The sequence below is a fragment of the Alphaproteobacteria bacterium genome (assembly GCA_030739735.1).
GTDB lineage: Bacteria > Pseudomonadota > Alphaproteobacteria > UBA7887 > UBA7887 > UBA7887.
The window spans coordinates 52,602-67,501 of the sequence record JASLYQ010000010.1; the positions used below are offsets into that span (position 1 = coordinate 52,602).

Here is a 14,900-nt window from a genome sequence, read left to right on the forward strand (position 1 = left end):
ACGAATAGCGCTACGCGCGACAACGCTGCCACATGTGGCCCCTTACCCTGCGCAGCCTTTCAGAGCAGCGGACATAATTCTCAAGTATCGATATCTCACCGGATTAAAACGCAGACGCCCAACCATCTTCGCTGATCAGCACTGTTTCGGGCACTGTGGCCGACCGCCGAACCAATGCCGACATACCTGCGCCGATCTTGCTGCAAAAGAGTTGGAGGGCTGGTTCCACGTTGTCGGTCATAGGGATATAGTGGTCACAGAGTTCGATGGAAGATGGTTTGTGAGCGATATAGCAGGAATCAAGGCATTCACTTTTGATGTCGGTGGCACGGTGCTGGATTGGCACAGCGGCACCAGCGCCGCCCTCAAATCGTGGGGTGATGCACGTGGTGTCACACTCGACTGGCCCGCAGTTGCCAACGAATGGCGACGGCAGACGCTCCGCGAAATGTTGGGGCCGGAGCAATCTGGGTTGCGCGTCGGCGCTTTAGCCAACCTCAATATCGACGGCGTGCACAAGGCTTTGGTGGGCCTTGCCATAGAAAAATTTGGCGGTCCGACACCGAGCGACGACGAGGCACAGACACTTGCTATGGCTTGGCACGACAATCCGCCGTGGCCGGATTCAAGCCCAGGGATACAGCGACTGAATACGAAGTACATAACTGCCACGCTGACCATTCTCAGTGTCTCACTAATCGTTGATGCCTCGCGGTCAGCTGGTTTTCACTGGGACGCGGTGATTAGCTGCGAGATGCTCGATGTCTACAAGCTAAATCCCAAGGTCTATCGGGAGGGCGCGCGCCTGCTAGGCCTCGACCCGGCTGAGATCGTCATGGTCGCGGCGCACGACATGGATCTAAACGCCGCACGCGCGCAAGGTTTCCGCAGCGCTTTCGTGGCTCGTCGCGCCGAATGGGGGGGCAACACCCCGACACCGACCTGCGCGGACCATCACGACTTCATCGTCGACAGCCTCGAAGAGCTGGCGGATCAAGTGGGGACTTAATCGCCCGAGACAAAATCGACGTGGCCGAACAAAGCGTCGAGACGTGCCATGGTGTCCGCGGCCAACGGCGGAGCCGCCAGTGAGGCAACGTTCTCTGCCAGGTGATCGGGATTACCTGTACCGGTCAGGATGACACTGTCCGGCGCGCATTGCCGGCAATAGCGGTAACCCGCGTCGACCAAGGACTTGGCGCCGCCGTCACGCACGATATCACGCAAACCCCCAGCGTCGATATCGACCAGCCCCGCCAGCAGTGCGTCAAGTGCGCGAGGATCGCTCAAGGCGCGACGCACAGCGAACATGATCAGTGTCGCCACGCCGGTCTCCCTTGCTGGCGCCAAAACGCGTCTGGCGGCCGAAGGATTGAATAGATTGAAGCCGGCCATCATCATCTCAAAGCCGCCCTCGATGAGCGCCCGTTGCAGCATCTCGTGGCTCATATCGGTGCGGAAGTTCTCGCTGATGGCGATGTGGCGGATCTTGCCCTGCTCACGAAAGCGCTGCAGCACCGGGAGCTGGCGCTCGCGCGCGCGTTCATAGCGTTCGGGCCGCACCCCGTGCAGGTGGAAGATATCGATATACTCGGTACCGAGCGCACGCAGGCTCTCTTCCAGACTGCGCGCGAGCGCGGCGGGATCGTCCAGTGCGTGGGACTTGGTCGACACAATCACTTTTTCGCGGTGTCCGGCGATGCCCTCACCGACGATGCTCTCCGTGCCATAAGCCGCAGCAGTATCAAAAAAGGTGATGCCGAGGTCGAGGGCGCTTCGCACCAAGCACACGGACTCGGCGCGGCTCGCGCCCGTGCCCATACCAAGCCGGCTCGCGCCGCCGCCGCCGAGGCCAACGACGCTAGCCTCGAGCCCGGTGCGCCCGAGAGTGACTTTCTTCATGTCAGGCGGGCGGCGCCACCAGCAGCCGGCCCTCGATGCCGTGGCGCGCGATCAGCCCGCTGACCAGGCCGCTTGCCTTGGCCTCCTCAACGAAGTCGCGCAGGAAGGTGGTTGCGGCCGTGTTCTCCTTCGCCGTGCCGATCGACTGCTGCACGGCGGTAAAACAGCCGTCGAGAACCTTGGCACCGGGCATCTCTTCGACATCACTCATCAACACCGGGCGAAGGCCTGCTAGCACGTCGAGCTTTTCCGCCACGAACAATTCACGCGCCGCCGCTAGCCCTTTGGCACGCAGCAGCTCAGCATGCTTCAGGTGGCGCGTCAGATAAAGGTCGTAGGCACTGCGCGCCGAGATGGCGATACGCACACCCTCGCGGTCTATCTCGTCAATGCTGGAGTAGGGTGAACCCACCGGCACCAGATAGGTTGCCTCGATCTCCACATAGGCTGGCGAGAAGGCGATCTTCTCGGCCCGCGCCGGCTCGTGCGCGATAAGCCCGATATCCCAGAGATCGCTACCACCAGCATCCGCCAGTTCACCCGGCGATGGAAAGGTGACAAATTGCACGTCCACATCAAGACGGTCCGCAATCGCTTGTGCCATATCCGGCGCCACGCCGATCGGCCCGCCATCCAGCGCGCTGTCGCTAACCAGCAGGAAATTAGAAAGATTGATGCCCGCCCGCAAAGTGCCGCTGGACGCGAGTTCTGATGCAGCGCCGTTAGTCATGACCATTTAACCTATCGAAGTTTAAGATGGCCGCAGTCTACGTCGCCCGTGCCAGTGGTCAAAAGGTATCGAAGACGCCGGTGCGATCAAGGCACTTTCTGGCTATGACCTCGTTACCCGCAATCTGCCACCAGCTGCCCGCTAACGCGAACCAAACGGGCGGCTCGGCAGCGACCATGTCGCCCTTACTGTAGGTAGCGGAGGGCGCCAGCACATTCAAAGCCCCGCAAACGCACCTTCTGCCACCCACCAAGCGACAATACGCCCAGCCAGCAGCACATTGGAAAAGGTGATCGGCTCGCTCACGTCTTGCCGACCAGTTTCTCCCGCCTCGCCTCGGCGTGTTTGCGGTTTTCCGGATCGCGCGCCATGAGTAAAATCTGATCCTGGTCGAGGTAGAGACTGTTGGGCATGGCAAAATGCCGGTTCACCGATTCCTTGACCATCTGCTGGGCGATACGCGGACGCTCGCAGATCTCCGCCGCGAGTTCACCCGCCGCCGCCATGGGATCGTCGGCAATCATTTCACAAAGGCCCCAGGCGAGCGCCGTCTCGGCATCAACCTTGCGGGCCAATGCACCGATCAGCTTGGCGCGGGCGGAGCCTACGAGATTGCCTATACGCGGCAGGCTGTTCCAGGAATAGTTGATCCCGAGATCAACTTCAGGTGCCTGAAACCAGGCGTTACTACCCATGATGCGGAAATCGCAACTGACCGCTAGCGACATGGCACCGCCAATAGCAGGGCCGTTGACCACGGCGACAGTAAGCGGACGCAAGCGCTCCCAGGCGGCACACATGTCCGCACCGAGCCGCACTAGACGCCGCGCCTCCGCCATCGACGCACCGTCGCCAAAGCCCTCGCGCTCGTCAAGATCAGCGCCAGCCGAGAAGGCGCGCCCGGCGCCGGTGACCAGCACGCAGGAGAGGTCGTCGCGCTCATCGAGCGCTTCCGCCACCTGCCTCAGCTCGCGCTTCAGCGCGTTGCTCATGGCATTGAGCTTCTCCGGTCGGTTAAGGGTTACGATGGCAATGCCGTCGGCATCGCTCACGGTCACGGTTTCGAATGTCATTCCTTGCCTTTCAGAAGCGATCGCACACGCGCCGACGTGGCAATCTCACCGCTGCCCGCATAGGCCTCGTGATTGCTGTCAATCTCATCGAGCTTGTAGACGTAGTTAACCATCATGCCCAACGAGCGATCGAGGCCAGCCGTCGAGGTATCAGCGCTCGGCGCCAGGCGCTCGACACGCGCGCCATTGGTGAGGTGGAAATGGGCCACGGGATCGGCGGCGCGACCGCGGCGCTTCTCACGCAACAGGTAGTGCGCCGCCCCGACCAGAAGCGCCGCCTCATCGTCAGGTTCTCCCGCTTCCGTCTTCTCCAGCCAGCGGCGCAGGCCTGGGATCGGCGATAGTGTCGCGAATATCTTCAGCCCCGGGAACTCCGCGCGCAACAAATCGACAACCCGTTTGATGAGAAAGTTGCCAAAGCTGATTCCGGCAAGCCCTTGCTGAGCGTTAGAGATCGAATAAAAGATGGCAGCATCAGCTTCTGCGGCATCAAGCGGCGGTGGCGCTTCGTCCAGCAACGCCGCCATGTCGCCCGCGAGGCCCGTGGTCAGGGCAACCTCGACAAAGATCAGCGGCTCGTCAGGCATGCGCGGGTGAAAGAAGGCGAAACAGCGGCGGTCGGAATCGAGGCGGTTCTTGAGGTCGCTCCAGGAGCGGATCTCGTGCACCGCCTCATAGGCGATCAAGCGCTCGAGCAGATTCGCCGAGGAGTTCCAGGTGATACGCCGCAACTCTAGAAACCCAACATCGAACCATGATGCGAGCAGATCCTTTAGCTCGCTATCGATCACTTTTCGCACGGCCTCGCCCAGCGGCAGGTGGCGCAACTCAGCCCGTAGATCGATGAGGAACTTGACGCCACCGGGTAGGCCGCCAAGCTGGCGGAATAAGGCCGCGCGTGGCGCCTCCAGCGCCTCGCGCAAGGCGGCCTCGGCGCCGGCTACGCCCTGTAATTGCAAGCGCGCTGCATTGTCGAGTCGTCGCCTATCCAGGCCAAAGTTATTTCCAAGCAGTCCGATAAAGCGAGCGCGACCGTCTTCGTCGAGACACAAATAGGCCTCACTCAACTCTGCAGCGCGCGCTAAGGCGGAGACGGCACCGCCGCGCGCTTCCAGACACTCGCATATGGCCGCTTGCAGGCGCCGCAGATCATCATCGCTTAATCCCGGCGACAAGGAGTTGCCTAAGCCCCTTCCGCGCCCGGTCGCCAGACGGTGCAATCGCCGCAAGGTGCGGTCAAGGAAGGTCCTATCAGACATGGCTAATTTCAAGATGCGCTAATAATGACCCATTTGATGGCCCGAGGCGGGTTCTCGGGTAGAAGCGGCGCACCAAACTCTTAGTCCACGAAGAAAATTGTGTGCTCAAATGGATCATCATCTAATGCGCCTCGGTATAGCCCCTCGGCAAGGCCGCGAGCACGCTCGCCACGTAGTGCGGCAGCGCCTCGCTGACCAGCCCAAGCCCCGCGTAACTCGCAGCAGTGGCATGGATCCAGGCTGCCATGCAGGCGGCATCGAAGGGCGTGGCACCGGCCGCCGTCAGCCCGGTGATGAGGCCGGCCAGAACGTCGCCAGTACCGGCAGTCGCCAGATTGGCCGGACTACCGCATTCAATCACAGCGTGACCATCGGGCGCGGCTATCACGGTCTCCGGCCCTTTGAGAGCCATCACGGTCCGCGATTCCGCCGCACCGGCACGGGCGCGGGCAAGCCGGTCGCCGGTGGCGTCGAACAGGCGAGAAAACTCGCCGTCATGGGGTGTCAGCACGCTGGGGCAGGCCGCAGTAGCGGCAAAAAGCGTATCGCGATCGTCAGCAAAGCTGGTCAGTGCGTCAGCATCGAGCACGACGCGCCGACCCGCGGTGAGCGCCAGCATGGCCTTTTCGCGCGTCGCCGCACCAACACCATTGCCGGGCCCGACGAGCACGGCGTTCTTGCGGGTGTCCGCAAGCACTTCAGCAAAATCGTCGTCCGACACCATCACCGATTCGAGGGCAGCGGCATAGACCGGGAAGGAGCCGCCCGGCGCCACCACCGTCACCAGCCCAGCCCCTACCACGAGCGCCGAGCATGCCGCCAGCCGGGCGGCGCCAGTGGTGGTCTCGCCGCCAACGATCAGCGCATGACCGCGGTGATATTTATGACCTTCCTGCGTCGGCCGGGGCAGACGCGCCTGCCACAGGCGCGGCGCATTTAACGCAGTGACCGGCGCAATATCGTCGAGCACGCTGGGAGGAATTCCGATATCCGCTACCACGAGTTCACCGCAAAGTCCGCGACCCGGACTGAGGAGGTGCCCGGGCTTGGGACGGAAGAAGGTCACCGTCAGCGCTGCCGGCGCAGCGGCCCCGCGTATCTTGCCGGTATCGCCGTCGAGCCCGCTCGGCACGTCGATGGCGACGACATCGTGCCGGCCAGCAGCCAACGCCTCGGCAAGGACCAGCGGCAGGCCATTGAGATCGCGTGAGAGGCCGGCGCCAAATAGGGCATCGACGACGAGACCATGGCCGGCAAGACACGCCGGAGAGGCCTTGACGATAGGCCCCTGCCAGCGCCCAGCCATGATCGCCGCGTCACCGCAGAGGCTGTCAGGTTCGCCCCACAGTGCCAGGGTGACGGGCCAGCCATAGCGGGCCAACTCGATAGCGACACCAAAGCCATCACCGCCATTGTTGCCAGGCCCGCAAAGCATCAGAGTGGGTCGCGGTGCCCAGCGGGCCCGAATCGCCCGCGTCACGGCCGCGCAGGCATTCTCCATCAAAACGATCCCCGCCGTGCCGGCAGCGACCGCCGCGGCATCAGCCGCGCCCATCTCAGCACAAGTCAGAACCGCCTGCGCGCGCCAATCGTCGTTTTCGTGGACGGTTTCCATACGCTGTAGCCTAGTCCTGACGGCGCCATTGGGCAAAGGCTTGGCGCGTCACAAAAGCGCAACAAAACCGATACAGAAACCGTAACGCCGGACCGCTACGACCTGCCGTAAGCGACAAGTCGAAGCGTGGAAGGAGCTTTTGCATGTCAATCAGGCGCGGGACGCGCTTTATAGGCACTACCATCATGGTATTGCTCTTGGCCGCAACGCAAGTGCAGGCGCAGGCGACGGACAGCGATATCGAGACGCGCATTTTTGAGCTTGAGCAACAGCTCATCCTGCTGAAACGGCAGCTCGAGACGCAGGTCAAGCAGGCCCAGCAAGCCGCCGATAAAGCCGCAGCGAGTGCGGATGCGGGCGGCGTGACCGTCAAGATGAAAGGCCCGACGCCAGAGTTTCAGACGGCCGACGGCGCCAGCACCATGAAAATTACAGGCCGCATCCATTACGACACCGCGCTCTACAACCAGGACGGTGTGGGCTCAGGAGAGCAGGACGTGCGCATCGATCCGGATGCCAGCAGCGGCACCAACTTCCGCCGTGCCCGCATCGGCGTGACCGGCAAGATCGAGAACGACTGGCAATACCTATTGATGCTCGATTCTGGCGGCGCGCCGGACAACAATGCCTTTCTTTACGAGGGTTTGATCAGCTATGTCGGCCTCCGGCCGCTGGCGATCAATCTCGGTCGCCACAAGGCGGCGACCGGATTCAACGAGCGCATCAGCTCTAACGACATCAGCTTCATCGAACGCTCTCTCGGTCACACTGTAGCGAGTGGCCCCTTCACGCGGCCGGCCAATGGCCTCTCGGTGAATGCCCACGGCGAGCAATGGTACGTCGATACGGGCATCTGGTACGGCGCCATCAACGACGATGCCGGCGACGATTTCCTATTTTGCAACGGTCGCACCGCCTTCGCGCCGATCAACGACAAGCGAATAATGTTACACTTCGGTACCCATGCCTCGTGGATGATCGAGCCCCAGCAGGTCGCAGCCGGCACCACCGTGACTTGGCGCGACAACCCCGAGTTGCGCGTCGACGGCACGCGCTGGGTCAGCGCCACCAGCAACACCAGCCCGGCCAACGGCATCCGCAACGACGATGCCTGGTCCTACGGCCTCGAAGCGGCGGCAAAGTACGAAAGCGTATGGCTCAACGGCGAGATTAACTGGTTCGGTATGGACCAGATCTCTGATCCGGCCGAGCACTTCGCCGACAACCTACCGGACCTAGAATATATGGGCTACTACATCCAGGGTGGCTGGATCATCACCGGCGAGAGCAAGGGCTACAACATGTCCAAGGCGGCCTGGTCAGGCGTCAGGCCGGCCGAGCCATTCAATCTCGGCAGCGGCGGCCCGGGCGCCTGGGAGCTGGCCTTTCGCTACAGCTATGTCGACCTCGACGATGAGGTCAATACTTTCCTCAACGACAGCAACGGCACCAGTTGGCTGGTTGGCACCCGTGGCGGCAGGGAAACCAATTTCACCCTGGGCGTAAACTGGTACATCAACACGTACATTCGCTTCATGTTCAACTATATCCACGCCGACGTAGATCGCACCACAGCAGGCGACCAGCCGGGGGCAGGCGGCCTCGCCACCGGCGACAGCTTCGACATGCTCGGCCTGCGTGCGCAGGTAAAATGGTAGACTAACGAATAAACGTGATAAGGATGAACGACACCATCGACGAGCCGACCCCTCCTTTGCCGGTAATTTTCGTCTCCAACCTCCACATGGGTTGACGAACTCTAGGGACCGGTGGCCACACCGTTAGTCTTTTCATTTATGTCGATAAAACGATTTCAAAATTTCTGAAATCAGGCGCTTTCATCTCCTCACGAAAGCGCTCGAAGATCCAGGGCCACGTAACGGGGTTGCCGTTCTGGTCGAGGTATCAGCCCTAGCAGCTAGAGACCCAGACGGTGGTCTTCATGGCCTCGCGGATGGCGGAGTTAAAGCGATCGGTGGCCTCACGCTTCGGTGCGATAGCTCATGGGGCGATCCTGGCGCCGAACCGGAGGAGCGTCAACCTTGGCTTTTGTGGCCATTGGGCGTAACAGTCAAAGGGATGGAGGTGAGCATGGCACGCAGAGAACGCGGACTATTCGAGCTTTACGAAGATCCGGAACGGGCCGATGGCGTGATCTTCTCGCGGCGCTCAAAAAGCGACCGCCGCGGCTTCCTCAAAGGTGTCGGCCTCGGTGCTCTGGCGGCAGCTCTGGGCGCCGGTATTCCCTATGCGCGCTTCATGCCGAGCGGCCTGATCCCGGCGGCGCTGGCCGACGAGAGCAGCTGGGTGACCTTGCTCGCGACAGACGGCCTAACCGTGCTCAACGACCGGCCGATTAACGCCGAAACGCCGGCCCATCTGCTTGACGACGATATCACGCCCAATCACCGCCATTTCGTGCGCAACAACGGCATCATGCCCGAAGTCGAGCGTGGCCGCAGCTGGCATTTCACGATCGAAGGCGCGGTCAGCAATCCCATGACCTTCGGCCTCAACAATCTCTCGCGCCAGTTCGAGGTAGTGCAGAAGGCGCTGCAACTCGAATGCGGCGGCAATGGCCGCGGCGGCTTCAATCCGCCGGCGCGTGGCAACCAATGGACCACCGGCGCGATCGGCAATGCGATGTATACTGGTGTGCGTCTTGCCGACGTTTTGAAAGCTGCCGGCGTCAAGGCCGAGTCGGTCTATACCGCGCATTATTCGGCCGATACCCATCTTTCTGGCGATTCCGAAAAGTTGCCAATCTCGCGCGGCATGCCGGTCAGTAAGGCCATGCAACCCAATACGCTGCTGGCGTTCGCCATGAATGGTGAGCCCCTACCCCTGCTACACGGCGGGCCGCTGCGGATCGTCGCGCCGGGCTGGCCGGGCTCGGTTTCGCAGAAATGGCTCAAACGGCTAATAGTGCGCGACCAGGTGCATGATGGGCCGAAAATGACCGGCAAGTCATACCGTGTGCCGGCGAATCCCGTGGCGCCTGGTACGGATGTCGCCAACGAGGACATGCGCATCATCGAATCCATGCCCGTGAAATCGCTGATCACGCGGCCGCAGACGGGGCTGGAGACCGCGCTGGGCACGCCACTCGCCGTGCGCGGCCACGCCTGGGCCGGCGACCGTGACGTAAGCGCTGTCAATGTAAGCATCGATTTCGGCGCCTCTTGGCAGCACGCCGAGCTCTCCGCGCCGCCGAACGCGGGCTCGTGGCAGACCTGGAACACCGAAGTCAGCTTCCCGCAGACCGGCTATTACGAGATCTGGGCGCGGGCGACAGACGACGCCGGACTGATGCAGCCGATGGTCGTTCCCGGCTGGAACCCGCGCGGCTACCTCAACAACAGTTGCCACCGCATCGCTATCACCGTCGCCTGATGCAGGGCATTGAGCTGGCCCTGCTGCTGGGACTTGCCGCCCTGCCCGCCCGCGCCAACGAACCGGTGCCAGGTGAGGAGACGGTCGAAACCCTGTGCATCGCCTGCCATTCAATCGCCATTGTGGCGCAGCAGCGCCTCTCGCGCCGGGTCTGGGACGAAGTGCTGGTCTGGATGGTCGAGGAACAGGGCATGCCAGCGCTGGACAGAGACCAGCTGTCCGTGGTGCTCGACTATTTGGCCAAGCACTACGGCCCGGAGGTGCCGCGCTAGAATTTTGTTTGGTCTGGTTTGTCGGCTTCGGTGGCCTTGTGACAACCGCCCTTAAAGCGCGTACCCACCTTCGGACCAACCTCGCCCTCGAGCAAAGGCATGTAGCTCAGCAAGCGTCATGCCGAGACGCATGCCACGAAGGTCGGCGCATCGCGTTCGTTCCGTTTCTTTTGCGCCTGACCCTCAATCTTCTCGCGCCGCTCCTGTTCAAAACGCTCGTAGTGCCCAGCGACCTCGGTTTCCAAATCGTGCACGCCGGCGCGGTAATATGGCATCCCTCAAGAGCTGACCCGCGATTATGAAAAAGCTGGCGGCCCAGGCAAGGCTCGATCAGACTGCCGGCGCAAGCGAAAGCGGAGGATCGCTCATGGCCCTGGCCGTCATCAGTGCCGGCTTCGGCCGCACCGGCACCAACTCGATGAAGACCGCCCTGGAACTGCTTGGCTTCGGCCCCTGCCACCACATGAAGGAGGTGCGGCCGAGCGAGTCGCAAACGCGCATTTGGCGCGCCATCGCGGCAGGCGACACGCCGGACTGGGATGCTGCCTTTACCGGCTTCAAGGCTAGCGTCGATTGGCCGAGCGCCTTCTATTGGCGCCAGATCAGCGCCCATTGGCCAAAGGCCAAGATCCTGCTCACCGTGCGCGATTCCGAGAGCTGGTACCGCAGCATGGAGAACACCATCCTGCAACTAATCAAGCGCAGCACGGACCCCGAGTCGCTCGGCGTGTCGCTGATAGGCAAGCAAGTCTTCGGCGGCGACATCGAGAACCGCGACACGATCATCGCCGCCTATGAGCGCAATACGGCCGAGGTGCAGGCGGCCTTCGGTCCAGACCACCTGCTCACCTACCATATCGGCGATGGCTGGGAGCCTTTGTGCGAGTTTCTCGGCGTGCCGGTGCCGGATCAGGACTTTCCGAGAACTAACTCGACCGCCGAATTCCAGCAAATGACAGCCAACATAACTAACACAGCCTGAGGATTGAGCCATGAGCGGGATCGCGTCGCGTCACCTTTTCGACATAGAGATTGGCATCCAAGCGCCGCAGTCGCTCGGTGCCACCCCGTTCGGCGAGCGCCGTATCGTCTACCTTACCGGCGGCAACTTTACAGGCGACCGGCTCAAAGGGCGCATACTGCCGGGTGGCGGCGACTGGCTGCTTGGCCGCGCCGACGGCACTATGCAGCTCGACGTGCGCCTGACCCTGGAGACCGACGACAAGGCCTTAATTTTCATGACCTACCACGGCATCCGCCACGGCCCGGAAGAGGTCACCGCGCGGCTCAATGCCGGTGAGCCTGTCGACCCGTCGGAGTACTATTTTCGCACCACACCTTATTTCGAGACCGCCGCCGAGCGCTATGCCTGGCTCAACACTATCTGCACTGTCGGAATCGGCGACCGCACGCCGGAAGGCCCCCGCTACGCGGTCTACGAGGTGCTTTAGGCACTCTTGGGCAAGAGCTGGCTCAGCTCAGCCAGCCGACTGTCTTCGAGAGCAGTGGCGCGGATCGGCACCATGGCGCGATAACCGGAAGCGGTGAGCATAGCAGTACATCAAAACTGGTCAAGTATTAACAATAATAAATGCAGTTAAATCAATGTAATAATATATCATTATAATGCAAAATTCGAATAAGTTAACCGATGTTTGACGAAAATTATCCAGCCCCTCGCAGGCAATTTGTTGCGAGACGAGAAATATTCAGTCAGCACGCAGCTTGACAGATTTGGCTGATATGAACCAGTTTGTAGGCCATTGCACATTTACGGATGAAAAACAGTGGCTGCCCTCCGCTCCCTACATAGCCTACAGCTGATCCACGGCCTGGCGCTGGTGCTGCTTGTCGGCATCACCGGCATCGCCGGCACGGTCGGGCTGGTGCTAAGCGAGCGCTGGTCGGCGGAAGCCCTGCGCATCGACAGCCTGTTGCGGCTGGCGGAAGAAGCACGCGGCGACCTCTATCGTCAGACCAAGGAGCTTTTCGACTATCATTTTCTCAACGATCCGGATGCCGCTGAGGAATACCGTGTTTACGGCGAGGCGCTGGCGGCCAAGCTGGCAGAACTCGATCGCCTGGCCAACAAGCCCGAAGAGAAAGCCGTCATTACAGGGCTGATAACCGCCCAGGAAGCCGCGCGCATCGATGCCGATGCGATCATGGCGCGCGAGAGCGGTGGGTTCGACGATGCGGAGAAGCTTGCTCTTCTTGATACCGAACTCGAGGTTGGCAGCCTTGCGGCGGTAGAGGCTGCATTAGACCGGGCAGCAAGAGAGTTTTTGCAGGCCCGCGGCGACCTGCAACAGCGGGTCTCACGTCTATCTACCATCGGTTTCGGGGTACTGCTCCTGGTGCTGATTGCCGCCGCCGGCCTTCTCCTTTATGCGCGCGGCATCATGCAACGAGCCTTCATCGCGCCGTTGTCCGAGTTGCTGCAAGCGCTAGCAGCCTTTGGCGCCGGGCGCCTGGATAGCCCGGTTGAAGAGCGCGGCGCAGCCGAGATGGTAACGCTGCAACGCGCTATCAATGCCATGACAGACGAAGTGGCGCAAAGCCGCATGGCGTTAGTGCGCAGCGAGAAGCAAGCGGCGTTAGGCGCGCTGGTGCCGGTGGTCGCGCACAACATCCGCAATCCGCTTGCCAGCATCCGGGCCACGGCCCAGGTGCTGCCCGACGCGTCCGACGAGGCGGCTAAGAGCAAGGCGACAAAGGATATCCTCAGCGCCGTCGACCGGCTGAATGCCTGGCTGACCTCGCTGCTCTCCTATCTCGACCCCGGCGGCGCCCACCGCAAGGCCGGAAGGTTGGCCACTTGCGCCGACACAGCAATCTCTCTGCTTGCGGCCAAGCTCACCGAAAAAGAGGTCACGGTGACTCGCCAGGCCTGGGACGACGGTGGCAAGGTCTCACTCGACGCCAATCTGATGGAACAAGCAATCTACGGCTTGCTGGTCAATGCGGCGGAAGCCTCACCTCAAGGCGGACGGCTGAAGTTGACGGCTGGAAGTGACGAGACCATGAGCTGGCTCTCGATTAGCGATCAAGGCAGCGGGTTGCCCTTCTCCCCCAGCGCCGACGGCGTCATTCCTGGCCCCACCACCAAGGCCTGGGGCAGCGGCCTCGGCATCCCGTTCGCCTACAAGATCTGCGAGTTGCATGACGGAACTTTGCAGTTCGACGACGTGGATGGCGGTGGCACGCGCGCCACCATCTCTCTGCCGGCGGTGGCGGCATGAGCGGCGCCACGATCCTCGTCGTCGATGACGAGACCCCGTTTGCCGAGGCGGTGGCGATGCGGCTCGCACGCGACGGCCACGGAGCGAGTGTAGCCGGCACGCTCGGAGAGGCGCGCGCGCATCTTGCCAAGGCCGAGACAGATCTCGTTTTGCTCGACATGCGCCTGCCAGACGGCACCGGCCTCGATTTGCTGAGCGAGATCGCCGGCGTCTCGGTGGTCGCGGTAACAGCCTTCGGTGATCTTGATAACGCCGTCGAGGCCATGAAGCGCGGCGCCGTCGACTATTTGCGCAAGCCCCTCGACCTCGACGAGTTGGCGCTGGTTGTCGAGCGGGTGCTGGAATCGCACAACCTTCGCCGCCGCCTCGGCTACTCAGTTGAGCGCGAAGCCCATGCAGGCAGCGCCACGGCGCTGCTCGGCGACAGCCCGGCAATGTGCGTAGCACGTCAGGAGATCGAAACCATCGCCGCGGTCCACACAGACGGCGACGCCCCTAACCTGATGCTGCTCGGCGAGACGGGCACAGGCAAGTCCGTTGCGGCGCGGCTGGTGCATGAGCTGGGGCCCCGTGCGGGCCGCCCCTTCGTGCGTATCGACTGCATCGGCCTGCAACACCTCGATGCCGACCGTGAGCTATTCGGTGACAACGGAACGCCGGGCCTGCTGGAAGCGGCCGAGGATGGCAGTCTCTTTCTCGACGAGGTCTGCGAGCTGTCGCCAGACCTTCAGGCCAAGCTGCTGACGGTGTTAGAGAACCGTGCCCTGCGCCACGCGGATGGCCGGCGCGAGATGCCCTTGCGGGCGCGCATCATCGCCGCCAGCAACCGCGACATCGCTGCCGAGGCCAGCGGCGGGCGCTTCCGCGCCGACCTCTATTATCGCCTCGATGTGCTGCATATCCAACTACCGGCCTTGCGGGATTGCCCCGGCGACGCGGTGCTTCTAGCCAGGCATTTCGTTGGTGAGACCGCACAGCGCTACGGCCGCGAGACGCCGCGACTGTCGAAAGCCGCGGCAGCGGCCTTAGGACGCTACGACTGGCCCGGCAATGTGCGCGAGCTTGCCCATGTCATCGAGCGCGCTGTGCTGCTCGACCGCAGCGGTGCCTTAGAGCCCTCCGCCCTGCCACTCACTCAAGCTGTGGCAAAGGCACGGCCTGAGTCCGTCAGTTCGCTGGCCGATACCGAACGCAGCGCCCTCGAACAGGCGCTTGCGGAAGCCGGCGGCAACGTCTCCGCCGCGGCACGGACGCTCGGCATCACCCGCATGACCATGCGCTACCGTAAGCGCAAGCATGGTTTATGATATCCGAAACGGGACGGAATTGGTTGATATTAACCATATTCGAGTTTAAATTGGTTCATTTAAACCAATAAATATCTTTTAAAACAATAGCTTGTGTAAAATTTCTA

General features: G+C 62.0%; 15 protein-coding genes. 8 read left to right on the forward strand and 7 right to left on the reverse strand.

What is annotated here, in order from left to right; all coding sequences use genetic code 11:
• Positions 1-280 precede the first annotated feature (280 nt).
• Positions 281-1,009 carry an HAD-IA family hydrolase gene (locus QF629_06780; GenBank protein ID MDP6013234.1) on the forward strand — a complete coding sequence of 243 codons (729 nt, stop codon included), beginning with the start codon at positions 281-283 and terminating at the stop codon, positions 1,007-1,009.
• Here QF629_06780 and QF629_06785 read toward each other — a convergent pair.
• The 6 genes from QF629_06785 to QF629_06810 form a co-directional block, all read right to left on the reverse strand.
• The gene (locus QF629_06785) at positions 1,006-1,902 is read right to left on the reverse strand and encodes an aldo/keto reductase (GenBank protein ID MDP6013235.1); all 897 of its coding nucleotides are present in this window, start codon (positions 1,900-1,902) and stop codon (positions 1,006-1,008) included. The two genes, QF629_06780 and QF629_06785, sit on opposite strands and share 4 nt — an antisense overlap.
• A gap of 1 nt (position 1,903) precedes the next feature.
• Positions 1,904-2,632: a transporter substrate-binding domain-containing protein gene (locus tag QF629_06790; GenBank protein MDP6013236.1), complete on the reverse strand. Its 729-nt coding sequence runs from the start codon at positions 2,630-2,632 to the stop codon at positions 1,904-1,906.
• A gap of 58 nt (positions 2,633-2,690) precedes the next feature.
• Positions 2,691-2,846 (reverse strand): hypothetical protein, encoded by a 156-nt coding sequence (locus QF629_06795; protein ID MDP6013237.1) that lies wholly within the window; start codon positions 2,844-2,846, stop codon positions 2,691-2,693.
• An 88-nt stretch (positions 2,847-2,934) separates the two neighbouring features.
• Positions 2,935-3,705 carry an enoyl-CoA hydratase/isomerase family protein gene (locus QF629_06800; GenBank protein ID MDP6013238.1) on the reverse strand — a complete coding sequence of 257 codons (771 nt, stop codon included), beginning with the start codon at positions 3,703-3,705 and terminating at the stop codon, positions 2,935-2,937.
• A complete protein-coding gene (locus QF629_06805) occupies positions 3,702-4,964 on the reverse strand; it encodes a malonyl-CoA decarboxylase family protein (GenBank protein MDP6013239.1) in 1,263 nt (420 codons plus the stop codon). The genes QF629_06800 and QF629_06805 overlap by 4 nt, the downstream gene beginning before the upstream one ends.
• A gap of 121 nt (positions 4,965-5,085) precedes the next feature.
• Positions 5,086-6,579: an NAD(P)H-hydrate dehydratase gene (locus tag QF629_06810; GenBank protein MDP6013240.1), complete on the reverse strand. Its 1,494-nt coding sequence runs from the start codon at positions 6,577-6,579 to the stop codon at positions 5,086-5,088.
• A 143-nt stretch (positions 6,580-6,722) separates the two neighbouring features.
• On the opposite strand from QF629_06810, the gene QF629_06815 reads away from it, so the two are divergent.
• The 3 genes from QF629_06815 (at position 6,723) to QF629_06825 (ending at position 10,244) form a co-directional block, all read left to right on the forward strand.
• Positions 6,723-8,237 (forward strand): porin, encoded by a 1,515-nt coding sequence (locus tag QF629_06815; protein MDP6013241.1) that lies wholly within the window; start codon positions 6,723-6,725, stop codon positions 8,235-8,237.
• A gap of 433 nt (positions 8,238-8,670) precedes the next feature.
• On the forward strand, positions 8,671-9,972 hold the full coding sequence (locus QF629_06820; protein ID MDP6013242.1) for a sulfite oxidase: 1,302 nt from the start codon (positions 8,671-8,673) through the stop codon (positions 9,970-9,972).
• The gene (locus tag QF629_06825) at positions 9,972-10,244 is read left to right on the forward strand and encodes a hypothetical protein (protein ID MDP6013243.1); all 273 of its coding nucleotides are present in this window, start codon (positions 9,972-9,974) and stop codon (positions 10,242-10,244) included. The genes QF629_06820 and QF629_06825 overlap by 1 nt, the downstream gene beginning before the upstream one ends.
• A gap of 116 nt (positions 10,245-10,360) precedes the next feature.
• Here QF629_06825 and QF629_06830 read toward each other — a convergent pair whose 3' ends face one another.
• Complete coding sequence (locus QF629_06830; GenBank protein ID MDP6013244.1) at positions 10,361-10,519, reverse strand: hypothetical protein; 159 nt, start codon at positions 10,517-10,519, stop codon at positions 10,361-10,363.
• A 92-nt stretch (positions 10,520-10,611) separates the two neighbouring features.
• Here QF629_06830 and QF629_06835 point away from each other — a divergent pair, with 92 nt between their 5' ends.
• The 4 genes from QF629_06835 to QF629_06850 all read left to right on the forward strand — a co-directional run bounded on the left by QF629_06835 (position 10,612) and on the right by QF629_06850 (position 14,793).
• Positions 10,612-11,226, forward strand: coding sequence for a sulfotransferase (locus QF629_06835; protein MDP6013245.1), 615 nt, complete (start codon positions 10,612-10,614; stop codon positions 11,224-11,226).
• Between the two features lie 10 nt (positions 11,227-11,236).
• Positions 11,237-11,695, forward strand: coding sequence for a DUF3237 domain-containing protein (locus QF629_06840; protein MDP6013246.1), 459 nt, complete (start codon positions 11,237-11,239; stop codon positions 11,693-11,695).
• Positions 11,696-12,031: 336 nt separating this feature from the next.
• The gene (locus QF629_06845; GenBank protein ID MDP6013247.1) at positions 12,032-13,486 is read left to right on the forward strand and encodes a histidine kinase dimerization/phospho-acceptor domain-containing protein; all 1,455 of its coding nucleotides are present in this window, start codon (positions 12,032-12,034) and stop codon (positions 13,484-13,486) included.
• Positions 13,483-14,793 (forward strand): sigma-54 dependent transcriptional regulator, encoded by a 1,311-nt coding sequence (locus tag QF629_06850; protein MDP6013248.1) that lies wholly within the window; start codon positions 13,483-13,485, stop codon positions 14,791-14,793. Before QF629_06845 ends, QF629_06850 begins: the two co-directional genes overlap by 4 nt.
• Positions 14,794-14,900 lie beyond the last annotated feature (107 nt).